Annotated in this window: 17 protein-coding genes and 1 pseudogene; 13 read left to right on the top strand and 5 right to left on the bottom strand. The window is 58.1% G+C overall.

Features of this window, described 5'->3' with window-relative positions; translation table 11 throughout:
* The first annotated feature begins 133 nt into the window (after positions 1-133).
* Entirely contained in the window at positions 134-4,246 is a 4,113-nt protein-coding gene (gene rpoB, locus LKR43_RS06770; RefSeq protein ID WP_227683252.1) for a DNA-directed RNA polymerase subunit beta, read from the top strand.
* The gene (gene rpoC, locus LKR43_RS06765) at positions 4,246-8,493 is read left to right on the top strand and encodes a DNA-directed RNA polymerase subunit beta' (protein ID WP_227683251.1); all 4,248 of its coding nucleotides are present in this window, start codon (positions 4,246-4,248) and stop codon (positions 8,491-8,493) included. The genes rpoB and rpoC overlap by 1 nt, the downstream gene beginning before the upstream one ends.
* A 93-nt stretch (positions 8,494-8,586) precedes the next feature.
* On the opposite strand, the gene LKR43_RS06760 is transcribed toward rpoC, so the two are convergent.
* The 4 genes from LKR43_RS06760 to LKR43_RS06745 all read right to left on the bottom strand — a co-directional run bounded on the left by LKR43_RS06760 (position 8,587) and on the right by LKR43_RS06745 (position 13,372).
* Positions 8,587-10,518 carry a CHASE2 and HATPase_c domain-containing protein gene (locus tag LKR43_RS06760; protein WP_227683249.1) on the bottom strand — a complete coding sequence of 644 codons (1,932 nt, stop codon included), beginning with the start codon at positions 10,516-10,518 and terminating at the stop codon, positions 8,587-8,589.
* Positions 10,519-10,540: 22 nt separating this feature from the next.
* Entirely contained in the window at positions 10,541-11,647 is a 1,107-nt protein-coding gene (locus LKR43_RS06755; protein WP_227683248.1) for a FecR domain-containing protein, read from the bottom strand.
* Positions 11,644-12,348, bottom strand: a complete 705-nt coding sequence (locus tag LKR43_RS06750; RefSeq protein ID WP_227683247.1) for a response regulator transcription factor — start codon at positions 12,346-12,348, stop codon at positions 11,644-11,646. The genes LKR43_RS06755 and LKR43_RS06750 overlap by 4 nt, the downstream gene beginning before the upstream one ends.
* A gap of 82 nt (positions 12,349-12,430) precedes the next feature.
* The gene (locus tag LKR43_RS06745; protein WP_227683246.1) at positions 12,431-13,372 is read right to left on the bottom strand and encodes a LysR substrate-binding domain-containing protein; all 942 of its coding nucleotides are present in this window, start codon (positions 13,370-13,372) and stop codon (positions 12,431-12,433) included.
* A 168-nt stretch (positions 13,373-13,540) separates the two neighbouring features.
* On the opposite strand from LKR43_RS06745, the gene LKR43_RS06740 reads away from it, so the two are divergent.
* The 10 genes from LKR43_RS06740 to rpsJ all read left to right on the top strand — a co-directional run bounded on the left by LKR43_RS06740 (position 13,541) and on the right by rpsJ (position 23,088).
* Entirely contained in the window at positions 13,541-14,689 is a 1,149-nt protein-coding gene (locus tag LKR43_RS06740; RefSeq protein WP_305080622.1) for a muconate/chloromuconate family cycloisomerase, read from the top strand.
* A gap of 145 nt (positions 14,690-14,834) precedes the next feature.
* Positions 14,835-15,863 (top strand): tripartite tricarboxylate transporter substrate binding protein, encoded by a 1,029-nt coding sequence (locus LKR43_RS06735; protein WP_227683245.1) that lies wholly within the window; start codon positions 14,835-14,837, stop codon positions 15,861-15,863.
* Between the two features lie 100 nt (positions 15,864-15,963).
* Positions 15,964-16,902, top strand: coding sequence for a catechol 1,2-dioxygenase (gene catA / locus LKR43_RS06730; protein WP_227683244.1), 939 nt, complete (start codon positions 15,964-15,966; stop codon positions 16,900-16,902).
* Positions 16,903-16,916: 14 nt separating this feature from the next.
* Entirely contained in the window at positions 16,917-17,720 is an 804-nt protein-coding gene (gene pcaD / locus LKR43_RS06725) for a 3-oxoadipate enol-lactonase (RefSeq protein WP_227683242.1), read from the top strand.
* Between the two features lie 53 nt (positions 17,721-17,773).
* Positions 17,774-18,049 (top strand): muconolactone Delta-isomerase, encoded by a 276-nt coding sequence (gene catC, locus LKR43_RS06720; RefSeq protein ID WP_227683240.1) that lies wholly within the window; start codon positions 17,774-17,776, stop codon positions 18,047-18,049.
* Positions 18,050-18,345: 296 nt separating this feature from the next.
* Positions 18,346-18,723: a 30S ribosomal protein S12 gene (gene rpsL, locus LKR43_RS06715; RefSeq protein WP_041682771.1), complete on the top strand. Its 378-nt coding sequence runs from the start codon at positions 18,346-18,348 to the stop codon at positions 18,721-18,723.
* A 137-nt stretch (positions 18,724-18,860) separates the two neighbouring features.
* Positions 18,861-19,331: a 30S ribosomal protein S7 gene (rpsG, locus tag LKR43_RS06710; protein ID WP_227683238.1), complete on the top strand. Its 471-nt coding sequence runs from the start codon at positions 18,861-18,863 to the stop codon at positions 19,329-19,331.
* Between the two features lie 15 nt (positions 19,332-19,346).
* A complete protein-coding gene (fusA, locus tag LKR43_RS06705) occupies positions 19,347-21,449 on the top strand; it encodes an elongation factor G (protein WP_227683236.1) in 2,103 nt (700 codons plus the stop codon).
* A gap of 74 nt (positions 21,450-21,523) precedes the next feature.
* Positions 21,524-22,717 (top strand): elongation factor Tu, encoded by a 1,194-nt coding sequence (gene tuf / locus LKR43_RS06700; protein WP_227683234.1) that lies wholly within the window; start codon positions 21,524-21,526, stop codon positions 22,715-22,717.
* A 59-nt stretch (positions 22,718-22,776) separates the two neighbouring features.
* A complete protein-coding gene (gene rpsJ, locus LKR43_RS06695; protein WP_013743964.1) occupies positions 22,777-23,088 on the top strand; it encodes a 30S ribosomal protein S10 in 312 nt (103 codons plus the stop codon).
* 81 nt (positions 23,089-23,169) lie between these two features.
* Here the strand turns inward: rpsJ and LKR43_RS06690 are convergent, their stop codons facing one another.
* Positions 23,170-24,366 carry an MFS transporter gene (locus LKR43_RS06690; RefSeq protein WP_227683233.1) on the bottom strand — a complete coding sequence of 399 codons (1,197 nt, stop codon included), beginning with the start codon at positions 24,364-24,366 and terminating at the stop codon, positions 23,170-23,172.
* A 168-nt stretch (positions 24,367-24,534) separates the two neighbouring features.
* Here LKR43_RS06690 and LKR43_RS16295 point away from each other — a divergent pair.
* Positions 24,535-25,485 (top strand): annotated as a pseudogene (locus LKR43_RS16295) (ABC transporter substrate-binding protein); the annotation flags it as partial.
* Between the last annotated feature and the right edge of the window lie 41 nt (positions 25,486-25,526).

Below are 25,526 nucleotides of genomic sequence, written 5' to 3'. Positions count from 1 at the left end.
AAGGCCCTCCCGGGCTTTTGCGTTTCCAGAAAACCCGCGATTCGGTAGCGGTTATTTCGCCGAGTCGGGCTTTCTGGAGTCGTAAACCAGGGCCGTGGTTGACGGCCCATGTAACCCTCGAGTCGGAGTGCTCATGCCTTATTCGTATACCGAAAAAAAGCGCATACGCAAGAGCTTCGCCAAGCGTGAAGACGTCCAGGACGTCCCTTACCTTTTGGCGACTCAACTGCAATCATTTAAAACTTTTCTGCAGGCGGATACTACACCGTCGAAACGCAAAGATGAAGGCCTGCAAGCGGCTTTCACATCAATTTTCCCCATAGTCAGCCACAATCAGATGGCCCGCCTCGAGTTCGTCAGCTACGTTCTCGGCGAGCCGGTTTTTGACGTTAAAGAGTGCCAGCTGCGCGGTTTGACCTACGCATCGCCTTTACGTGCCAAGGTCCGCCTGGTGCTCATGGACCGCGAGGTCAGCAAGCCCACGGTCAAGGAAGTCAAGGAACAGGAAGTGTACATGGGCGAAATTCCGCTCATGACCAACAACGGTTCTTTCGTCATCAATGGCACCGAGCGTGTCATCGTATCGCAGTTGCACCGTTCGCCTGGCGTATTCTTCGAGCACGATCGGGGTAAAACCCACAGCTCGGGCAAGCTGCTGTTCTCTGCCCGCGTGATTCCTTACCGCGGTTCATGGCTGGATTTCGAGTTCGACCCGAAAGACATTCTGTTCTTCCGTGTCGACCGCCGCCGGAAAATGCCCGTTTCCATCCTGCTCAAGGCTATAGGCATGACGCCCGAAGCCATCCTGGCTTACTTCTCTGATTTCGACAACTTCGAAATCCTGAACGAAGGCGGCATGCTGGAATTCGTGCCCGAGCGCTGGAAAGGCGAAGTTGCCCATTTCGATATTACCGATCGCTCCGGCACGATTATCGTCGAAAAAGACAAGCGTATCAATGCCAAGCACCTGCGTGACCTGACCAACGCCAAGGTCGAGCGTATCTCGGTGCCCGAAGACTACCTGTTGGGCCGTGTCCTGGCCAAGGGTCTGGTCAATCCGGAAACCGGCGAAGTCATTGCCAACGCCAACGACGAAATCACCGAAACCATATTGGCCGACATCCGTGCTGCCAATATCCGTGAAATCCAGACCCTGTACATCAACGATCTGGATCGCGGTGGCTATATTTCGCAAACCCTGCGCACCGACGAAACTGCCGACCAGATGGCTGCTCGCGTGGCTATCTATCGCATGATGCGTCCTGGTGAGCCTCCCACCGAAGATGCTGTCGAAGCACTGTTCCAGCGCCTGTTCTACAGCGAAGAGGCGTACGATCTGTCGCGCGTGGGCCGCATGAAGGTAAACAGCCGTCTGGGCCGTGGTGAAGACATCACCGGTCCCATGACGCTGACCGACGAAGACATTCTTGAAACCATCAAGGTGCTGGTCGAGCTGCGCAACGGTCGCGGACAAATCGACGACATCGATCACCTGGGCAATCGCCGCGTGCGTTGTGTTGGCGAACTGGCCGAGAACCAGTTCCGTGCCGGCCTGGTGCGTGTAGAGCGTGCAGTCAAGGAACGTCTGGGTCAGGCCGAGACCGAAAACCTCATGCCGCATGACCTGATCAACTCCAAGCCTATTTCGGCTGCCATCAAGGAGTTCTTCGGTTCCAGCCAGCTGTCGCAGTTCATGGACCAGACCAACCCCTTGTCCGAAATCACGCACAAGCGTCGCGTATCGGCATTGGGCCCAGGCGGTCTGACGCGCGAACGCGCCGGCTTCGAGGTGCGCGACGTTCATCCGACTCACTACGGCCGTGTTTGCCCGATCGAAACACCGGAAGGTCCGAACATCGGTCTGATCAACTCCATGGCTTTGTATGCCCGTCTGAACGAGTATGGCTTTCTTGAAACGCCATACCGCAAGATCATCGACGGCAAAGTCAGCGATCAGATCGACTACCTGTCGGCTATCGAAGAAAGCAACCACGTCATTGCCCAGGCTAACGCCGAGCTTGACGATGAAGGCCGCTTTGTCGATGACCTGGTCGCCTGCCGTCAGGCTGGTGAAACCATGCTGACCGCGCCGTCCAACGTGCACTACATGGACGTTGCTCCGTCGCAGATCGTTTCCGTGGCCGCTTCGCTGATTCCGTTCCTCGAGCACGACGACGCCAACCGGGCCCTGATGGGTGCGAACATGCAGCGCCAGGCCGTGCCTTGCCTGCGTCCCGAAAAGCCGTTGGTCGGTACGGGTATCGAGCGTACGGTTGCCGTTGACTCGGGCACCACGGTTCAGGCCATACGTGGCGGTATCGTTGATCAGGTTGATGCAGAACGCGTGGTTATTCGCGTCAACGACGATGAAAACGTTGCTGGCGAAGTGGGTGTAGACATCTACAACCTGACCAAATACACACGTTCGAACCAGAACACCAACATCAACCAGCGTCCTATCGTCAAACGTGGCGATCACGTCGCTCGTGGTGACGTTCTGGCTGACGGCGCATCGACCGACCTGGGCGAACTGGCCCTGGGTCAGAACATGTTGATCGCGTTCATGCCCTGGAACGGTTATAACTTCGAAGACTCGATCCTGATCTCCGAGAAGATCGTGGCCGACGATCGCTATACCTCGATACATATCGAAGAGCTGACCGTCGTTGCACGTGATACCAAGCTGGGCGCAGAAGAAATCACCCGCGACATCAGCAATCTGGCTGAAACCCAGCTCAATCGTCTGGACGATTCCGGCATTGTCTATATCGGCGCCGAAGTGCGTGCCGACGACGTGCTGGTCGGCAAGGTAACGCCCAAAGGCGAAACCCAGCTGACTCCGGAAGAAAAGCTGCTGCGCGCCATCTTCGGCGAGAAAGCCTCCGACGTTAAAGACACATCGCTGCGCGTGCCTTCGGGCATGGTCGGTACCGTTATCGACGTTCAAGTCTTCACGCGTGAAGGCATCGAGCGCGACAAGCGTGCACAGTCCATCATCGACGACGAGCTGCGCCGCTATCGCCAGGACCTCAACGATCAGCTGCGTATTGTTGAAGGCGATACCTTCGATCGTATCGGCAAGTTCCTGGTCGGCAAAACCGTTAATGGCGGTCCGCGCAAGCTGGCCAAGGGTACGGCACTCGATAAGGCCTACCTGACCGACCTCGACTCCTGGCAGTGGTTCGACATTCGCCTGGCCGACGAAGAGCATGCTGTCGTGCTGGAACAGGCCAAGGAATCGCTGGAACAGAAGCGCCATCAGTTTGATCTGGCCTTTGAAGAAAAGCGCAAGAAGCTGACGCAAGGCGACGAGCTGCCTCCTGGCGTGCTCAAGATGATCAAGGTCTACCTGGCCGTCAAGCGTCGCTTGCAGCCTGGTGACAAGATGGCCGGCCGTCACGGTAACAAGGGTGTGGTTTCGCGCATTACGCCAGTCGAAGACATGCCGCACATGGCCGACGGTACACCCGCCGACATCGTGCTGAACCCACTGGGCGTTCCTTCCCGGATGAACGTCGGGCAGGTGCTTGAAGTTCACCTGGGTTGGGCTGCCAAAGGCGTGGGCTATCGTATTGCCGACATGCTCGAGGAAGAAAAGAATGTGCAGGTTGCTGACATTCGTGCCTACCTTGAAAAGGTCTACAACAGTGCAGGCGCCTCCGCTCACATCGAGCAGCTTACCGACGATGAAGTCATGGAAATGGCTCGCAATCTGAAGAACGGCGTGCCTCTGGCAACGCCCGTATTCGACGGTGCGACCGAGCAGGAAATCGGCAAGATGCTCGAACTGGCTTATCCCGATGACATCGCCAAGCGCTTGAACCTGACTGATTCGCGTACGCAGGCATGGCTGATCGACGGCCGTACCGGCGAGCAGTTCGAGCGTCCGGTCACCATCGGCTATATGCACTACCTGAAACTGCATCACCTGGTTGACGACAAGATGCACGCTCGTTCGACGGGGCCATACTCGCTCGTTACGCAGCAACCGCTGGGTGGTAAAGCCCAGTTCGGTGGTCAGCGTTTTGGTGAGATGGAAGTCTGGGCCCTGGAAGCCTACGGTGCTTCGTATACCTTGCAGGAAATGCTCACCGTCAAATCCGACGACATTTCCGGCCGTACCAAGGTTTACGAAAACATCGTCAAGGGCGACCACGTCATCGATGCAGGCATGCCCGAGTCGTTCAACGTTCTGGTCAAAGAAATTAGATCCCTGTCCCTGGACATGGATTTGGAGCGTAAATAATGAAAGCGCTACTCGATCTATTCAAACAAGTCTCGCAAGACGAGCAATTCGATGCCATCAAGATTGGTATCGCATCGCCTGAAAAAGTCCGGTCGTGGTCATACGGTGAAGTTCGCAAGCCCGAGACCATCAACTACCGTACCTTCAAGCCCGAGCGTGATGGTCTGTTCTGCGCCAAGATCTTTGGCCCGATCAAAGACTATGAATGCCTTTGCGGAAAGTACAAGCGCCTGAAGCATCGTGGCGTCATCTGCGAAAAGTGCGGTGTTGAAGTCACGGTAAGCAAGGTTCGTCGCGAACGCATGGGCCATATCGAACTGGCCAGCCCCGTTGCGCACATCTGGTTCCTCAAGAGCCTGCCGTCGCGTCTGGGCATGGTGCTCGACATGACTCTGCGCGATATCGAACGCGTACTGTACTTTGAGGCATGGTGCGTCATTGAGCCTGGCATGACTCCGCTCAAGCGCGGTCAGATCATGTCCGACGACGACTTCCTGGCCAAGACCGAAGAGTACGGCGACGATTTCCACGCCCTGATGGGTGCGGAAGCCGTGCGCGAACTGCTGCGCACCATCGATATCGATCGCGATGTCGAAACCTTGCGCGCCGAACTCAAGGCTACCGGGTCAGACGCCAAAATCAAGAAAATTTCCAAGCGCCTTAAGGTGCTGGAAGGGTTCCAGAAGTCGGGCATCAAGCCCGAGTGGATGGTCATGGAAGTGCTGCCTGTGCTGCCTCCCGATCTGCGTCCGCTGGTGCCGCTTGATGGTGGCCGATTCGCCACCTCCGATCTGAACGATCTGTATCGCCGCGTCATCAACCGCAACAACCGTCTGAAGCGTCTGCTCGAGCTGAAGGCGCCCGATATCATCTTGCGCAACGAAAAGCGTATGCTGCAGGAATCGGTTGACTCGCTGCTCGATAACGGACGTCGTGGCAAGGCCATGACGGGCGCCAACAAGCGCCAGCTCAAATCGCTTGCCGACATGATCAAGGGCAAGAGCGGTCGCTTCCGTCAGAACCTGCTGGGTAAACGCGTCGACTACTCCGGCCGTTCGGTTATTGTGGTGGGTCCACAGCTCAAGCTGCATCAGTGCGGTCTGCCCAAGCTCATGGCGCTGGAACTGTTCAAGCCCTTCATCTTCAACCGTCTTGAAATGATGGGCCTGGCCACGACGATCAAGGCCGCCAAGAAGCTGGTAGAAGGCCAGGAGCCTGTGGTCTGGGATATTCTCGAGGAAGTCATCCGCGAACATCCCGTCATGCTCAACCGTGCGCCTACGCTGCACCGACTGGGTATTCAGGCATTTGAGCCGGTACTCATCGAAGGTAAGGCCATTCAGTTGCACCCGCTGGTTTGTGCCGCGTTCAACGCCGACTTCGACGGTGACCAGATGGCCGTCCACGTGCCCCTGTCGCTCGAAGCGCAGCTGGAAGCGCGCACCCTGATGCTGGCATCGAACAACGTGTTGTTCCCCGCCAACGGCGAGCCGTCCATCGTGCCGTCGCAGGATATCGTGCTGGGTCTTTACTACACCACACGCGAGCGCATCAACGGCAAGGGCGAAGGCTTGTTCTTCATGGATCTGGCCGAAGTTCAGCGCGCCTACGACAACCGTGAAGTCGAGCTGCAAAGCCGTGTCACCGTCCGTCTGAACGAATACGAAAAAGACGAACAAGGCGAATGGCAGCCCAAGCTCAAGCGGTTCGAAACCACGGTTGGCCGCGCCTTGCTGTCCGAGATCCTACCCAAGGGCCTGCCGTTCTCGGTGCTGAACCGTCCGCTGAAAAAGAAAGAGATTTCGCGCCTCATCAACCAGTCCTTCCGTCGTTGCGGTCTGCGTGCCACGGTGATCTTCGCCGACAAGCTGATGCAATCGGGTTTCAAGCTGGCAACGCGCGGCGGTATTTCCATCGCCATGGGCGACATGCTGATCCCGTCGGTCAAGGAAGACATCCTTGCCCAGGCCAGCGCTGAAGTCAAAGAGATCGACAAGCAATACTCGTCGGGTCTGGTGACGTCCCAGGAACGTTATAACAACGTGGTTGATATCTGGGGCAAGGCCGGCGACAAGGTCGGCAAGGCCATGATGGAACAGCTGGCGACCGAACCTGTGATCAATCGTCACGGCGAGGAAGTCCGCCAGGAGTCCTTCAACTCGATCTACATGATGGCTGACTCGGGTGCCCGGGGTTCTGCAGCACAGATTCGCCAGTTGGCCGGTATGCGTGGTCTGATGGCCAAGCCTGACGGCTCGATTATCGAAACGCCTATTACCGCAAACTTCCGTGAAGGTCTGAACGTGCTTCAGTACTTCATCTCGACTCACGGCGCGCGTAAAGGTCTGGCTGATACCGCATTGAAGACGGCTAACTCGGGTTACCTGACCCGTCGTCTGGTAGACGTGACCCAGGATCTGGTCATTACCGAGACCGATTGCGGCACGACCCGTGGTTATTCCATGAAAGCCCTGCTCGAAGGCGGCGAGGTCATCGAACCCCTGCGCGATCGTATTCTGGGCCGCGTGGCGGCGGTTGATATCATCAACCCCGAAACGCAGGAAACCGCTGTTGCCGCCGGCACGCTGCTGGATGAAGATACCGTTGAATTCATCGACAGCATCGGCGTCGACGAAGTCAAGGTTCGTACCCCCCTCACGTGCGAAACACGTCATGGCCTGTGCGCACACTGCTATGGTCGCGACCTGGGTCGTGGCTCTCTGGTCAACCAGGGTGAAGCGGTCGGTGTTATTGCCGCCCAGTCCATCGGTGAACCGGGTACACAGCTGACGATGCGTACCTTCCACATCGGTGGTGCTGCTTCGCGTGCCGCCATGGCGAGCTCGGTTGAGACCAAGTCGGCAGGTAGCGTGGGCTTTGCCATCGGTTTGCGTTATGTCACCAACGCCAAGGGCGAACGCGTGGCCATTTCCCGTTCGGGTGAAATCGTTATTTTTGACGATGCACGCCGCGAACGCGAACGTCACAAGATTCCCTATGGCGCCACGATTGCCGTGGGTGATGGCGATGCCGTCAAGGCCGGTCAGCGACTGGCAAGCTGGGATCCTCTGACCCGTCCGATCGTTTCCGAGTACGCAGGCCAGGTTCGCTTCGAGAACATCGAAGAGGGCGTGACCGTTGCCAAGCAGCTGGACGAAGTAACCGGTCTGTCGACGCTGGTGGTCATTACACCCAAGACGCGCGGTGGCAAGGTCATGATGCGTCCGCAGATCAAACTGGTCAACGAAGCGGGTGAAGACGTCAAGATCGCTGGTACCGATCACTCGGTCAACATCTCGTTCCCGGTTGGCGCACTGATTACCGTGCGTGACAGTCAACAGGTTACTGTGGGTGAAGTGCTGGCACGTATTCCGCAAGAATCCCAGAAGACCCGCGACATTACCGGTGGTCTGCCGCGAGTTGCCGAGCTGTTTGAAGCACGTTCGCCCAAAGATGCCGGCATGCTGGCTGATGTCACGGGTACGGTTTCCTTCGGTAAAGACACCAAGGGTAAACAGCGTCTGGTCATTACCGACCTGGAAGGCGTGAGCCATGAGTTCCTGATTCCCAAAGAGAAACAGGTGCTGGTACACGACGGCCAGGTAGTGAACAAGGGCGAGATGATTGTGGACGGTCCGTCCGATCCGCATGACATCCTGCGTTTGCAGGGCATCGAGCGCCTGGCCAGCTACGTGGTTAACGAGGTTCAGGACGTTTATCGTCTGCAAGGCGTGAAGATCAACGACAAGCACATTGAAGTAATCGTGCGTCAGATGCTGCGTCGCGTGACCATCACCGATGCAGGCGATACCAGCTTCATTACCGGTGAACAGGTCGAGCGTTCCGAGCTGCTTAACGAGAACGATCGCATGGACGCCGAAGGCAAGATTCCGGCTACATACGACAACGTACTGCTGGGTATTACCAAGGCTTCGCTGTCTACCGATTCGTTCATCTCGGCGGCTTCCTTCCAGGAAACCACCCGGGTTCTGACCGAAGCAGCCATCATGGGCAAACGCGACGATTTGCGTGGCCTGAAGGAAAACGTCATTGTCGGACGCCTGATTCCCGCAGGTACCGGCATGTCGTACCACACGGCACGCAAAGACAAAGAGGCTCACGAGGCTGCCGAACGTCAAGCCGCCCGTGCACAGGCCAACCCCTTCGAGGACGCGCCTGCTGCCGAGATCGTGGAATCGCACGACGCTCCTGAAACCGATGAGTCGGCAGGGAACACCGAGGAGTAATCCCGCGTAGTCCCAATAAAAACGCCAGGCACTTTGCCTGGCGTTTTTTATTTGCTCAACGGTTACGCTGTTTGGCGGGACGGAACGGCTGGCTCAGGCAGACGCGGGTAAGCTGATGCGGAAAGTGCTGCCCAGGCCTTCCTGGCTCTGCACGTCAAGGGTCCCGCCATGGCGCCTGACCACCGTCTGTACAAACGCCAGGCCCAGGCCTGCGCCTGCCGGATTGTCGGGCTGATCGTCATGGAAGCGGGTAAAGGGCGTGAAGAGCGTGCGCTGCTGTGCAGCGTTCATGCCACGGCCCTGGTCCTGTATGGTCAGTACCCACACGCCAGGGCCAGGCGAGAGGCTGCAGCGGATCAGCGTATCGGCCGGACTGTATTTGATGGCATTGTCCAGCAGGTTGCGACAGACCCGCCGAAGCAAAGAGGGGTTGCCCTGTATCCAGGCAGGTTCCTCGGGTTCTTCGAACTGTATGAGCAAATGCTGCTGTCTGGCCTGGGCCCACAGGTCATCGCAGCATTGCGCGAGCAACTCGACCAGATCCATGCGCTGGGGAGACAGGACCATACCCTCGGCGCGGGCAAGTTGTACGAACCCGTCCACCAGCTCCAGTGTCTGGTTTGCGTAGGCGTCGACCCGCCGCAGCAGCTCCGGCTCGGATAATGCCGTGCCGGTCGCCTTTTGCAACTGCGTCAGAGCCAGAATCGAATTTTGCGGGGCCCGCATATCGTGGGATAAAAAGCGCAAGGTTTCCTCGCGCTTTTCGTGCGCCCTGCGCAACTGACTGATGGCCCCGTGCAATTGCGTTACGCGGCTGGAAAGGGAGCCGTCTCGCTCGGTCGATTCGTGGTCGGTGTATGCGCCATCAAGGCCGTGCCGCTCGGTCTGCAAGGCCTGCAACTCGTGGTCAATATGCTGCAGCGCTGCTTCCTGGCTGCGCCAGCTCCAGACGGGATAGGCCAGCGCCACTCCTATGATGCTGGCGGTAAGCGGCACCCAGACCTGTGCCTGACGCAACAATAGCCAGCTGCCTGCAAAAACAAGCGTCAGTGTGACGAGCGTGGCCAGGAAGGATTGACGTGGTGACAAGCGTCGCAGCACCATGCACACCAGCAACACCGGCAGGCAGGCAAGCACTGCGCTCAGCCACGGAGCAGGCGTGCGTATCCAGTGATCTCCGATGGCGTTCTGCAAGCCGTTAGCCAGAATTTCAACGCCGGACATGGCCTCGCCATCCCGGCTCAGCGGCGTGGGAAAGGCGTCGCCAAGCCCGGAGCCCCAGGAGCCCACCAATACATATTTTCCTTTGAAGGTCTCGGGTGGTATGTTGCCGTTGAGCACCTGCACGTAGGGGTAAAGGGTGAAATGCCCGGGGTTCCCGGCATAGGAAATCAGCAAGGGCCCCGTATGGTTTTTTATGGGCAACAGGCTGTCCCGGGCGCCGGCCACCGTCAGCATGGCACTGATGAAATGTTGGTGCGGAACAGGCTCTGCATTGTCGAACAGGCGTAGCGAACGGATCACCCCATCCTTGTCGGGAAAGATGTTGATGTAGCCTTGGGCCGCCGCGGCTTGTCCCAGTGGCGCCAGAGGCCTTACGACCTCGCCATGCGCCTGGATTACCTGCGGCAATACGACACGTCCGTGCCTGCTTATGGCCTGGGCAAGAATGGCATCATCATCGGGATAAGCCGGGTTCACATCGCTAAGCAGAAAATCCAGTCCAACCACACGGGCCTGTTGCAGCTTGTCCAGCAGTGCGCCGTGTACGGCCCTGCGCCACGGCCAGTAGCCCATCTGGTTGATGCTGTTGTCATCAATGGCGATGATGACGATATCGTCATTGTCGATGGCATGGGCAGTGGCGCCCAGCATCTTGTCGTAAAAGGCATGATCCAGCCGCGTCAATCCCAGCGGGTTACTGAAAAATGCCAGACCCAGGACCAGTACCGCCATGCCGATCGTGACCAGCAACCACTCTGTACGGACCCGCTTTTCCAGATTGCCCCAAAAGCCAATGTCCATTTCGCGGGCCGGCCCGGGCATCTCAGTAATCCGTGAGTGTCACAAGCAAGTCGTAGGAGGTCGATACCGGCATGCCGTTCGACGATATCAGGACAGCCCGGCCCAGGAAGGGTTGCATTGCATCGGCGCCATTCAGGCCATCGGCATCTATGCCGCGTACCTTGACGTAGTAGGTGCCCGCGCCCGGAGCGCGAAACGTCACTGGTGGCGCATCAAAACGCTGGCTGGAGAAAATCCGGGTACCTGCCGGATCGCCGGCTACCTGAACCTGATACGACACAGCGCCGGGCAGGGGCGCAAATGCGACTTGCCATCCTGCGCCGCCGCGCTCGGGAGCGGCAAGTGTGGGTGCCGGCAGCAGCTTTCTTACCGGTTGAAGTTGGCCGCCGGCATTCACCGCAGCGCCCTGACCTTGACGCAGGCGAGTGGATTCGGCCTGTTGTGAGTTCAGGCCTGCAACGCCTTCCAGCACTTCGCTTTGCGAGCCTTGCGGATTGACGTGTACACGCAATTGCGTGCCTCGCACGCCTGTGATGCTGACCGGAGTGCGGATTTCAAAGCGGCCTACACCCGTGCCTTGCGGTGCGACCTTTGATTCCAGGGATCCGTCATTCAGGGTAGAGATGGTGTCCGTCAGGCCCGTGCCCTTGAACGCGCGCAAGCGCTCCAGTTGCAATGTGGAGCTGGGTGGCACCGTCAGGGCGCTCCCATCGGCCAGCGTCAGGGTGACAAAACCAGTATCCTGGGTTGTTACTGAGTCGCCTTCCTGCAGCACGTCGTCGACCGCAAGCCGCTGTGTGCCGTTGGCGGCTGTTCCGTGTACGTGGGTAACACGCGCCTGTGCCGGTTGTTCGGGTATCAGCGCGAAGGGAATCCGGAGCTCAAGTCCTATGGGCAGCAATGTGGGGTCGGCTATCGCATTGAGGGTCTGCAACGTGCGCCAGTTTTCGCTGTTGTCGGTATAGCGTTCGGACAGCACGATGAGGGTATCGTCCTTCATGATGCGATGAACGAAATTTTCGCCTTGGGCGCCCGAGGGCTGTGCTGGGACGATTGCAGCAAACAGGCTGGTGGTCAGTGCAAAGGCGAGCAGGGCGTAGTGACGCAAGGTGGTATGGATGCGATTCATGAGTCGGAGGTTTCGGCAACCAGCTCCAGGCGATAACCCAGGGCATACGAAGAGCTCAGGCGGATGCCGTTTTCGGGCCGCAGATTCAATTTTCGGCGGATGTTGGAAAGGTGGGTATCAAGCGTACGCGAGGTGGGGGGTATGTCACGGTTCCATATCGCGTGGCTGAGCACGTCGCGGGAAAACAGCCGGCCCGGATTACGAAACAGGAGCAAGGCCAGTTCGTATTCCTTGGGTGCAAGATCAGCCTTCACGCCATTCAGTGTGATGTTTGCTGTGCCCGGATCGATCTCGTAGGCGCCGCAAGTGAACACAGATTCCTGCAGTGGTTCCGACTTATGCCGGCGCAGCAGGGCTTCAGTGCGGGCGATCAGCTCGCCTTTGCGCACGGGCTTGCCCATATAGTCATCAGCCCCCGCCTGTAGCCCCTGGATCAGATCCTCTTCCAGAGTACGGTTGGTGACCAGCATGACGGGGATGGTATAGCCCAGCTTGGCCCGGACCCAGCGGACGATGTCCAGCCCGTTGATATCGGGAAGCTCCCAATCAATCAGCAGCAAGTCATAGGGTGTTTCGCGCTGTAGCGCGGCCAACAATGCATTGCCAGTGGGAAAGACCGTGCATTCATGGCCGGCAGAAGCCAGAATTTCTTGTAAGAGTTGACCCTGGGCAAGGTCATCTTCGGCGGACGCTATATTCATGGGACAGCTCGGCTCGTGTAGGGCAGCAGACTGCCAACAATATAAATAACCCCGCTATCGTACAACGCTTTATGCTGCAGGATCATTTATGCTGGTTTTCACTGAGCCTGGATGAGAATGGTTCTGGATCCAGCCATGACGGCTTTTCTGCCTGCAATTCATTTATAAGCTGCAATGTGGCATCGATATACCAGGAGCTGTCATTTGCGCGATGGCTGAGTATCACCGGAGAGGTGGCGCGCTCGCCCTCAATGGGTCGATAGACCAGGTCGTTGCGGAACCGGGCTGCTGCCGGAATGACGCATACGCCCACTTCCGAAGCCACCAGCCCGACGGCCGCCTGAAGTTCGCGTACCTCGTGGATGTGTCCCGGCTGTATGCCGTAATCGTGCAACAGATTAAGCACCTGATCCGCAAAGCTGGGTCGCGGCTCTTTGGGGTAAACAATAAGTGGCAGCCCGTTCAGGGCGGCAAATGGCAGGGGGCCGGTTTCAGCGGCGAGCGCGTAGCCGGGAGGAATCGCAAGAGCCAGGCGCTCTTCGTACAGAACAATGCGCGATACGGAGCGATCATTGATTCTGAGCCGGCCGAAGCCTATGTCTATGCGTCCTGCTTTCAGTGCTGCAATCTGCTGCATGGTCGTCAGTTCCAGCAACTGGAAGTCGATGTGGGGATAAGCCTGACGCAGCTTGCGCGTGAGCAGGGGCAACAGGCCATATAGAGTAGAGGCCACGAAACCAATGGATAGTTGCTCGCGCTGGCCCAGGCCAACCTGTATGGTGGCCGCCTTCATTTGTTCTACCCGGTGCAGTACCTGTAATGCCTGCTCGTAAAAGACGCGGCCCGCTTCCGTGATCTGCAGCGGGCGGCTGTCACGCGCCAGCAGCTGCACGCCAAGCTCGCCTTCAAGTAGCTGAATCTGCCGGCTTAATGGTGGTTGGGCGATATGCAGCTGTTCGGCCGCCCGCGTGAAGCTGCGGGCATTGGCGACGGCGACGAAATATCGGATTTGCCGCAATTCCATGAGCGAGTCCTGACAGGATGATGGACTAAGGGTAAACCATTATTCTTGTTTGTTTGCGCTTGTAAGTGCTTGATTTTCCTGCATGTGGCACAAGATTATACCTAATAGGTATGCATCCAGACCTATTTGGTGTTGGATATAACGTACGGCTGACATTCTAATTTGGTCATGCAAAATCAACTTTCTCCCATGATCGCGCGCGATAGCGTGAAGATAGAGCGGGTCGAAACGCTGTTGCTCGACCTGCCGACCATACGTCCACATCAGCTTTCCATGGCCACCATGAATGGCCAGACCTTGATGCTGGTTCGCATTTATTGTTCTGACGGCACAGTCGGGATTGGCGAAGGTACGACCATAGGCGGGCTGGCCTACGGTGCGGAATCGCCCGAAGGCATGAAGCTGGCAATCGATACCTATTTTGCCCCTGTACTGATCGGCGCCGATGCGAATCGCGTGCAGGCACTGATGGCACGGCTGGATCAAGGCATCCGGGACAACCGGTTTGCCAAGTGCGCAGTGGAAACGGCCTTGTATGACGCGCTTGGCCATCGTACGGGCCTACCGGTGTCAGAGCTGCTGGGTGGTCGCCTGCGGGACAGCCTCCCGGTAGCCTGGACGCTGGCTTCGGGCGATACGGCAAAAGATATCGCCGAAGCCGAGGCCATGCTGGCGCAGCAGCGCCATCGTATCTTCAAGCTGAAGATAGGCAAGCGTGCCGTCGCCGACGATGTTGCCCACGTCGCCGCCATCAAGAAGGCGTTGGGCGACCGGGCTGCGGTTCGCGTCGATGTAAACATGGCCTGGAGCGAGTTTGATGCACGCTACGGGCTGGCAGGGCTTGCCGATGCCGGCTGTGAGCTGGCCGAACAGCCGGTGGCCAGTGCCGAAGCACTGGCCAGGCTGACCGGCAAACATGCCATTGCCGTCATGGCCGATGAGTCGCTGGTGGGTCCCGCCTCTGCATTCGCGCTGGCCCGTGCCGGCGCGGCCGATGTGTTTGCCATCAAGATCGAGCAGTCCGGCGGACTGCAAGCCGCCCAGAGAGTTGCCGCAATTGCCGACGCCGCCAATATTCAGCTGTACGGTGGCACCATGCTTGAAGGCGCAGTGGGTACGATGGCATCCGCCCACGTGTTTTCTACCTTCCGCGAGTTGCACTGGGGCACGGAATTGTTCGGTCCCCTGCTGCTGACCGAAGAGATTCTGCAGGAACCGTTGTCTTACCAGAATTTCGAGCTGGCCCTGCCCACCACGCCTGGCCTGGGTATTGCGCTTGACGAAGAGCGGGTGCAATTTTTCCGCCGTGACAAGTAAGGCGGGTGAGGCGCGAGGACTTGTTCAGAGCTTCCTTGGCCGACGAATCGGGCACACGCCGCTGCGTGCCAGCCCACCGGAGATAGCCCCGAATTGTTCGGAGTTCCCGGGACAGAAACAAACAAAGATCACAGGAGATTTATCGATGCAGATTCGCCTAGTTTCATCATTCGGCGGCAAGCTTGCCGCCACCCTGTCCAAAACCGGCCTGGCTGCGGCTGGCCTGGCCCTGGCGTTGACCGGCGCGCCTGTTGCCGCACAAGACAGCGTCGCGAACTATCCTGAACGTACCATTTCCTGGATAGTGCCCTTCCCGCCCGGGGGTGCCATGGATGCCATCGCACGCGTGCTTAGCGAAAACATGAGCAAAGAGCTTGGGCAAAGCATCGTGGTGGAAAACAAGTCCGGCGCAGGCGGCAACATCGGTGCCAACCATGTCGTGAAGGCCAAGCCCGATGGCTACACCATCATGATTGCTGCCAACGGCATGGCGGTGAATCCCTTTTTGTACTCTCATCTGACTTATGATCCCATTAAGGATTTCGCGCCGATTTCGCTGCTGGCCGCTGTGCCGAACATTCTGGTGACCCAGGCCGACCGGACTGACGTCAACTCGCTGCAAGACGTAATTCGCCAGGTCAAGGAAGAGCCAGGCAAGTACACCTACGCATCGGCAGGCGTGGGCACCTCCATTCATCTGGCCGGAGCGCTTTTCACCTATACCGGCGGGCTGGACATGCTGCATGTGCCCTATAAGGGCAGCGGTCCGGCCGTTGCTGATCTAATGGGCGGTCAGGTCGACTATATGTTTGACAGCATTACCTCGGCCAAGCCGCACATTGAATCGGGCAAGCTCAAGGCACTCGCGGTGACCACCAAGACACGCTCATCGACGCTGCCCGACCTTCCCACCGTGGCGGAAAGCGGCCTGGAAGGCTATGAGCTTACTCCGTGGTTCGCCACATTCGCACCAGCCGGCACTCCTCCGGAGATTATCGCCAAGCTGAACAGTGCGATGCTCAAGGCGATGGATACCGACAGGGTCAAAGAAATATTTGCGACCATAGGTGCAGAGTACATAGGCAGTTCGCCCGAGGAACTGGCAAGCTATCTGGCTGCCGAAACAGAGAAATGGGGCAAGATCATCGAAGCCACCGGCATCTCGGTGGAGTGATTCCCGGAGCAGCCTGCTCCATGTTGCCATTAACCAGCCGGTCATCGGATGCTTGCAGTTCTTCCATGGCCGCTCATCTTTATCTGACCAAGGAGACACCATGAGTGTCAAAATATTTGAAACTCCAGAAGTCCAGGACTTTCTGAAGCTGGCCTGTGGCCTGGAAAACCCGGCCGGTAACCCCCGCGCCAAACAAATCGTTCATCGTATCGTTTCCGACCTTTTCAAGGCGATCGACGATCTGAACATCACGTCCGACGAATACTGGGCTGCCGTTGCCTATCTGAACCGCCTCGGCACGAGCAATGAGGCAGGATTGCTGTCGCCCGGCCTGGGGTTTGACCGCTATATGGACATGCGCATGGACGCCGAAGACGAGGCGCTGGGGGTGGATACCGGTACTCCCCGCACCATCGAGGGGCCTTTGTATGTATCAGGTGCACCGGTCGAACATGGCTATGCCCGCCTGGACGATGGCAGCGATGCCGACGGCCACACGCTGGTCATGCACGGCATAGTGCGTGGTGCCGACGGGGCGCCGTTGCCTGGCGCCAAGGTGGAAGTCTGGCACTGCAATACCAAGGGTTTTTATTCCCATTTTGACCCCACAGGCGAACAAGCGCCCTTCAACATGCGCCGTACCATCATCGCCGACGCAGAGGGGCGCTACCGCTTCCGCAGCATCGTTCCGCATGGCTACGGTTGCCCGCCTGACGGCCCGACCCAGGCTCTGCTGAATCTGCTGGGTCGTCATGGCAATCGCCCCGCTCACATTCACTTCTTCGTCAGCGCCGACGGCCATCGCAAGCTGACCACACAGATCAATATTGACGGTGACCCGCTGCTGAACGATGATTTCGCGTATGCTACCCGCGAAGGGCTGGTACCGGCAGTCGTTGAACGTACCGACGAGGCCAGCATCAAGGCCAATGGCCTGACCGGTCCGTTTGCCGAAATTGAATTTGATCTGAAGCTCAGCGCGCTGGTCGATGGCGAGGACAACCAGATCGTAGACCGCCCGCGTCTGGTGGGCGCCTGATCAGAAGGGCTCTTATGACCAATACCTATTCCCTGCAAACCCGTAATGGCGCGTTCCGCGTTGCTGTCGATGGCCTCGCCGACGGACCGGTGTTGCTGTTCAGCAACTCGCTGGGCACGACACTGGAGATGTGGGAAGGGCAGCTGGCGGCTTTCGGATCCACGCACCGGGTTGTAGGCTACGACTCGCGTGGCCATGGTGGCAGTCCGGCTCCGGCAGGCCCTTATAGTTTCAACCAGCTGGGCGCGGACGTGTTGGGCATTATGGATGCGCTGGGCATAGAGCGCGCCTTTTTCTGCGGCATTTCCATGGGCGGGCACACCGGCTTGTGGCTGGGTGTGCATGCCCCGGAACGTTTTGCCGGAATTGCCGTGTGCAATAGCGCCGCAAAGATAGGTACCGGGCAGGCCTGGGAGGAAAGGGCCGGTATGGTGCGCCAGGGGGGCGTGGCAGCCATGAAGGAAATGGCCGCATCCGCACCGCAGCGCTGGTTCACGCCCGATTTCGTCCAGGCCCGGCCCGATGTCGTCGCTGCGGCCCAGGACATGATCGCCGGCATCGACCCTGAAGGGTATGCCGCCTGCTGCGACGCCTTGGGCCTGTCTGACCTGCGCCCCGAGCAGGGCCGGATCACCGTACCGACCCTGCTGTTGGCGGGTGAGTCGGATCCGGTCACCACGGTGGCTGATGCCCAGGCCATGCATGAAGCGATTGCCGGCTCGTCGCTGGCATCCGTTCCCGCTTCGCATCTTTCCAATCTCGAGGCGCCGCAGGCGTTCAATCAGGCGCTGGCCCGATTCATCAGTCCGCTGGCCTGAGCGTCTGGCGGGCGGCAGGGCCGTCCGCCTTCTCACTTTTTCAGGAGTTCTCCATGTTGTTCATGGTTCATATGGTCGTCAATATTCCCGATAGCCTGCCGGCAGAAGAAGCTGCCCGTATCAAGGCCGAGGAAAAACAATACTCGCAGGATCTGCAGCGTTCGGGAACGTGGCCGCATATCTGGCGTGTCGTGGGCGAGTACGCCAACATCAGTATCTTCGATGTCGAAAGTAACGACGAACTGCACGATGTTCTCAGCAAACTGCCGCTGTTCCCCTACATGAGCATCAAAGTCACGCCGCTGGCCAAGCACCCGTCGGCCATCTGAAATACCGGCCCTGTTCAGGGCTTGCACTTTAGCTAAAAATCTGATTGACCTTGCGCCAGTTGCCGTGATAACATGGCGGGCTTACTCGAAGTGCGTGCTTGCCACACGTAACCAGTAAGGTCATGCAAAACCCGCTCTTTTACGTTCAATCGTGGCTGTGGCGGTTATTGCGTAAACCGCCTTTCCAACCCAAGCCTGCAGCGCAGGCCGGCCAAGAGGCGTATTCATTCAATACGTTCATCTGGGTGCCGCCCGGCACAAGATTCGTAACGTAAACAACAGGATGCGTAAAGGTTATGCCAACCATTAGTCAACTCGTGCGCAAGCCGCGCGAAGTCTCCCGCGAGAGCAGCAAGAGCCCCGCGCTCGAAAACTGCCCGCAGCGGCGTGGTGTTTGCACACGTGTGTACACCACTACTCCCAAAAAACCTAACTCGGCTTTGCGTAAAGTCGCCAAGGTTCGTCTGACCAACGGTTTCGAAGTTATTTCGTACATCGGTGGTGAAGGCCACAACCTGCAGGAACACTCGGTCGTTCTTGTACGTGGTGGTCGTGTAAAAGACTTGCCTGGTGTGCGTTACCACATCGTGCGCGGTTCGCTCGACTTGCAAGGTGTTAAAGACCGCAAGCAGTCGCGTTCCAAGTACGGCGCAAAACGCCCCAAGAAAGCTTAAGTTTTTCCATAGTCCAGCCCGTCTGGTCGTATCAGTGCAGCCGTGGGCGCAGGCCCATAGCATGTAAGTGATCATTCAAATGAATGGTCGTGGCCGTGTAAAAGCGGTTCAACTGAACTGTCACAAGGAAGTTAAAAATGCCTCGTCGTCGCGAAGTTCCCAAACGTGAAATTCTCCCCGATCCAAAGTTTGGCAGCGTAGAGCTCGCCAAATTCATGAACGTTGTTATGTTGTCTGGTAAAAAAGCCGTTGCAGAACGCATTGTTTACGGTGCTTTCGACCAGATTCAGGCTAAAACTGGCAAAGAGCCCATCGAGGTGTTCAACACCGCGATTAACAACATCAAGCCTGTCGTTGAAGTGAAAAGCCGCCGTGTCGGTGGTGCGAACTATCAAGTGCCGGTTGAAGTGCGCCCTGTGCGCCGCCTGGCCCTTGCCATGCGCTGGTTGCGTGAAGCAGCCAAGAAGCGTGGCGAGAAATCGATGGATCTGCGCCTGGCCGGTGAGTTGCTTGACGCCTCCGAAGGCCGCGGTGGAGCAATGAAGAAGCGTGAAGACACGCACAAGATGGCCGAGGCTAACAAAGCATTCAGCCATTTCCGCTGGTAATCTAAGGACACTATCATGGCCCGCAAAACCCCAATCGAGCGCTATCGCAACATTGGTATCTCTGCGCACATCGATGCAGGGAAAACCACCACCACCGAGCGCATTCTGTTTTATACCGGCGTCAACCACAAGATTGGCGAAACCCATGAAGGCTCCGCCACCATGGACTGGATGGAGCAGGAACAAGAGCGTGGCATCACCATTACCTCGGCTGCAACCACTGCTTTCTGGCGTGGCATGGCCGGCGACCGTCCCGAGCATCGCATCAACATCATCGATACCCCGGGACACGTCGACTTCACTATCGAAGTAGAACGCTCCATGCGCGTCCTCGACGGCGCCTGCATGGTGTATTGCGCTGTGGGTGGCGTTCAGCCCCAGTCGGAAACCGTATGGCGTCAGGCCAACAAGTACGGTGTGCCCCGTCTGGCGTTCATCAACAAGATGGACCGCACCGGCGCGAACTTCTTCAAGGTATATGACCAGCTCAAGCTGCGTCTGAAGGCCAATCCTGTGCCTATCGTGATCCCGATCGGGGCAGAAGACACCTTCACCGGCGTTGTCGACCTGGTCCGCATGAAGGGCATCATCTGGGATGAAGCCAGCCAAGGCACCAAGTTCGAATACGTTGACATTCCTGCCGAACTGGTCGACTCCGCCAACGAATGGCGCGAAAAGCTGGTCGAAGCGGCTGCCGAAGCCAACGAAGAGCTCATGAACAAATACCTGGAAACAGGCGAGCTCACCGAAGCTGAAATCAACCTGGGTCTGCGCACCCGCACCATTGCTGGCGAAATCCAGCCCATGTTGTGCGGTACCGCATTCAAGAACAAGGGCGTGCAGCGCATGCTCGACGCGGTTCTTGACTACCTGCCTTCGCCTATCGATATTCCTCCTGTTGAGGGTGTGGACGACGACGGCAACACCATCAGCCTGCCGGCTGACGATGAAGCCAAGTTCTCCGCCCTGGCATTCAAGCTCATGAGCGATCCGTTCGTTGGTCAGCTGACCTTCGTGCGCGTTTACTCGGGTGTTCTACACGCCGGTGAAACGGTGTACAACCCCATCAAGAGCAAGAAAGAGCGTATCGGCCGTATCCTCCAGATGCACGCCAACAACCGTGCTGAAATCAAGGAAGTTCTGGCTGGTGACATCGCCGCTGTTGTGGGCCTGAAAGACGTAACCACGGGTGAAACCCTGTGCGACGTCGGCCAGCACATCCTGCTCGAAAAAATGGAGTTCCCCGAGCCCGTGATTTCGCAGGCTGTCGAGCCCAAGACCAAGGCTGACCAGGAAAAAATGGGTATTGCGCTTTCGCGCCTGGCCCAGGAAGATCCTTCGTTCCGCGTACGCAGCGACGAAGAGTCCGGCCAAACCATTATTTCCGGTATGGGCGAGCTTCACCTCGAAGTGCTGGTTGACCGCATGCGTCGTGAGTTCGGTGTTGAAGCCAACGTGGGCAAACCCCAGGTGGCTTACCGCGAAACCATTCGCAAGACTTGCGAAGAAATCGAAGGCAAGTTCGTCAAGCAATCCGGTGGTCGTGGTCAGTACGGTCACGTGGTGCTCAAGCTTGAGCCCATGGAGCCGGGCGGTGGCTACGAATTCGTCGACGCCATCAAGGGCGGTGTGGTTCCTCGCGAATACATCCCCGCAGTCGACAAGGGCATTCAGGAAACCCTGCCTGCCGGTGTTGTTGCAGGCTATCCGGTCGTAGACGTCAAGGTCACTCTGTTCTTCGGTTCGTACCACGACGTCGACTCGAACGAAAACGCCTTCCGTATGGCTGCCTCCATGGCATTCAAAGACGGTATGCGCAAGGCCAGCCCTGTGCTGCTCGAGCCCATGATGGCTGTTGAGGTTGAAACACCGGAAGACTATGCCGGTACGGTCATGGGCGATCTGTCCTCCCGTCGCGGCATGGTCCAGGGTATGGACGACATCGTCGGCGGTGGCAAGATCATCAAGGCTGAAGTACCTCTGGCCGAAATGTTCGGCTACTCCACAAACCTGCGTTCACAAACGCAAGGTCGCGCAACGTACACTATGGAGTTCAAGCACTACGCCGAAGCTCCGAAGAACGTTGCTGATGAAGTCATCAGCGCGCGCGGCAAGTAATTAACCAGTTCCTGCCTGCAGGTTTGCAGGCAGGTAAATTTTTTGTTTCCTTGAAAACATTGATGGGATAAATCATGGCAAAAGGTAAGTTTGAACGGACCAAACCGCACGTAAACGTAGGTACGATCGGGCACGTTGACCACGGCAAGACCACGCTTACAGCGGCAATTACAACTGTGTTGGCCAAGGCATTTGGCTCGGGCGAAGCCAAGGGCTACGACCAGATCGACGCAGCGCCTGAAGAAAAGGCTCGCGGTATCACGATCAACACTTCGCACGTTGAGTACGAAACGGCGACGCGTCACTACGCGCACGTTGACTGCCCGGGCCACGCTGACTATGTCAAGAACATGATCACGGGTGCTGCGCAAATGGACGGCGCGATTCTGGTGTGCTCGGCTGCAGACGGCCCCATGCCCCAAACCCGTGAGCACATTCTGCTCTCGCGTCAGGTTGGCGTGCCTTACATCATCGTGTTCCTGAACAAGGCAGACATGGTCGATGACGAAGAGCTGCTGGAGCTGGTCGAAATGGAAGTGCGCGAGCTGCTCTCGAAGTACGACTTCCCCGGCGACGATACCCCTGTGATCAAGGGTTCGGCCAAGCTGGCGCTCGAAGGCGACGAAGGTCCTCTGGGTAAAGAAGCCATCATGAAGCTGGCTGAAGCCCTGGACAGCTACATCCCCACTCCCGAGCGCGCTGTAGACGGCACGTTCCTGATGCCTGTTGAAGACGTGTTCTCGATCTCGGGTCGCGGTACAGTGGTTACCGGCCGTATCGAGCGTGGCGTGGTCAAGGTTGGTGAGGAAATCGAGATCGTTGGTATCAAGGATACGGTCAAGACCACCTGCACGGGCGTTGAAATGTTCCGCAAGCTGCTCGATCAGGGCGAGGCAGGCGATAACGTCGGTATCTTGCTGCGCGGCACCAAGCGTGAAGACGTCGAGCGTGGTCAAGTGTTGGCCAAGCCCGGTTCGATCAACCCGCACACCGAGTTCTCGGCCGAGGTGTACATTCTGTCCAAAGACGAAGGTGGCCGTCACACGCCGTTCTTCCAGGGCTATCGTCCTCAGTTCTACTTCCGTACCACCGACGTAACCGGTACGATCGAACTGCCGGCCGACAAGGAAATGGTATTGCCTGGTGATAACGTGTCGATGAAGGTCAGCCTGATCGCCCCGATCGCCATGGAAGAAGGTCTGCGCTTCGCTATCCGCGAAGGTGGCCGTACCGTCGGTGCAGGCGTCGTCGCCAGCATCATCAAGTAATAATACTTGCCCAGGCAGAGGGCATATTGCCCCCTGCCTCTCGTTCTTTAGGAATTCCCATGAAAAACCAGAAAATCCGCATCCGTCTCAAAGCTTTCGACTATAAGCTGATCGATCAATCGGCCGCCGAAATCGTCGAAACTGCCAAGCGCACGGGCGCGGTTGTGCGTGGTCCCGTACCGCTGCCAACTCGCATTCGCCGCTACGATGTACTGCGTTCGCCTCACGTGAACAAGACATCGCGCGACCAGTTCGAGATGCGTACTCACCAGCGCCTCATGGACATCGTTGATCCCACCGATAAAACCGTCGACGCTCTGATGCGCCTGGACCTGCCCGCAGGTGTAGACGTAGAAATCGCATTGCAATAAGCTTTGCGGCTGCGCTCTAGGGCGCAAGTAAAGAACGCCATGCTTCAAGCATGGCGTTTTGCATTTCCGGCACAGACTTACTTAACTGCCGCGCTTCTTTACCGGACTGCAGAGCAGGACGAACAAGGCCAGCAGGCAGAACAGGCCGCCGGCATAAAAGGTCGCTGCCGCGCCCAAGGTATCCCACAGCAGTCCCGCAGCCAGGCTGGCCAGCAGCATTGCAAGTCCGGTGACCAGGCTGAAGCAGCCAAAGGCCGTGCCACGCAAGTCCGACGGGCATGTATCGGCCACCATGGCAGCCAGCAGGCCTTGCGTCATGCCCATGTGCAGGCCCCAGAGCATGACCCCCGGAATGACCACCATCCAGTGATTGCCTGATGCGAGCACTATGTCTGCCGCGCCCAGGGTCAACAGGCCGAGCATCAGCAGACCCCGGTGGCTCATGCGATCCGAGAGCCAGCCGAACGGGTAGGCGCTGAGCGAATACACCATCGCCATGGCCACCATAACCAATGGCACCATCGCCAGCGGCATGCCGCCTTGTTCAGCGCGCAAGACCAGAAAAGCCTCGCTGAATCTGGCCAGTGTGAATATCCCGCCTATGGCTACCACCCACCAGTAGGCCGGTCCGAGGCGACGCAGATTCTCACGGCGTATGGGATTGGAGCGTTTGTTGGCATTCAGGCTGGCGGGTTCGCGTAGACCGACCATCAACAGAATCACCGAGGCAAAGGCCGGTATGACAGCAACCCAGAATATCGCGCGAAAGTCATTGGCCCAGAGCACCATCAGACCCACTGCCAGCAGGGGGCCCAGAAAGGCGCCCATGGTGTCGAGCGACTGCCTTAACCCGAAGGCTGCACCGCGGATCTCCGGAGGTGTCAGATCGGCGACCAGTGCGTCGCGGGGCGCGCCCCGAATCCCTTTGCCCACACGATCGAGCAATCTTGCGGTGAGTACTAGGCCGGCCCCCGGGGCGACGGCGAACAAGGGTTTGGTCAGCGCACCAAGCCCGTAGCCCAGCACGGCCAGAAATTTGCGCTTGCCCAGGTAGTCACTGAGCACACCCGAAAACACCTTGATAATCAGCGCTGTTGATTCGGCCAGGCCTTCGATCAGTCCGATCACCAGCGCGCTTGCCCCAAGGGTGGTCACCATGAACAGCGGCAGCAGGCTGTGCACCATCTCTGAAGAAATATCCATCAGCAGGCTGACAAATCCCAGGATCCATACGCCGGTGGGAATCCTTAGTGATTTTTGACGGTGATGGCTGGGCATGCAGCAGGCTTTTTTGACAGAGGTTAGGCCGTGCACGAGGCTGGCCGGGAGCGGGTCATAGAATACCTTAGTCTGGACGCATGCACGCATGATGAAGTAAGCTTTTGTGGCAGCCCCGGGGTATTCGCCCCGGGTGCCGGCGCGCATACACAACGGAGGCTGATCCGGATGAAGAAACTGTTAGCTGCGCTGGGTGTTGTGCTTGCATGCCTGATCCTGGTCATGCCGGCAGCAGCCAGGGCCCAGGCGGCAACGTGCAACGACGGACAGCCCATCAAGCTAGCTGACTTAAGTTGGGAAAGCGCATCGTTCACCACGCATGTGGTCAGCACGCTGCTTGAGGCAGGCTATGGCTGCACCACCCAGATCGTACCCGGCACATCGGCGGCCGTTGAGTCTGCCCTGGTGCAGAACGACCTGCAAATTATCGCGGAGATATGGTCGGGGCGTTCAGAGATCATAGAAAACGCCATACAGCAGGGCCAGGTAGACATAGTCGGCGACACGCTCGCCGGCGGCGCGGAACAGGGCTGGTATGTGCCCGATTACCTGGTACACGGCGATCCCGAACGGGGTATAGAAGCCAAGGCGCCCGACCTGAAAAGCTGGCGTGACCTGCCAAAATACAGCGCATTGTTCACCGATCCCGAAGAGCCCGGAAAAGGCCGCTTTTTGAACTGCCCTTCAGGCTGGGTCTGCGAGAAGACCAACAGCCGGCTGTTGCAACTGCATGGCCTTGAGGAAGACTACACCAACTTCAGGGCGGGCACGGGCGCTGCCCTGGATGCCGCAATCAGCTCCGCCTACGATCGGGGCCAGCCCATACTTTTCTACTACTGGCAGCCCGCCGGGCTGATGGCCAAGTACAAATTCCATAAGATAGAGCAAGATCCCTTCAATCAGCAGTGCTGGGACACCATCGTCAGTGGTGAGGGCGAGCTTTGCTCATCAGACTTCCTGCTGGCCCGGTTGGCTGTGGCAGTGTCGGCACCTTTTGCCGAACAGAACCCGGACCTGGTGGCCTTCCTGAAGAAATTGCAGTTCCAGCCCGAGCTGCTGAATCGCATGATCCTCGAGATGACTGAAACTCGTGCAAGTGGTGAAGACATGGCAGCCCGCTTCCTGCGCGAGCATCCCGAAGTCTGGCATGCCTGGTTACC

The sequence above is a fragment of the Pusillimonas sp. MFBS29 genome, assembly GCF_020687695.1.
Taxonomy (GTDB): domain Bacteria; phylum Pseudomonadota; class Gammaproteobacteria; order Burkholderiales; family Burkholderiaceae_B; genus Pusillimonas_C.
This window is presented reverse-complemented; position numbering and strand designations above follow the sequence as displayed.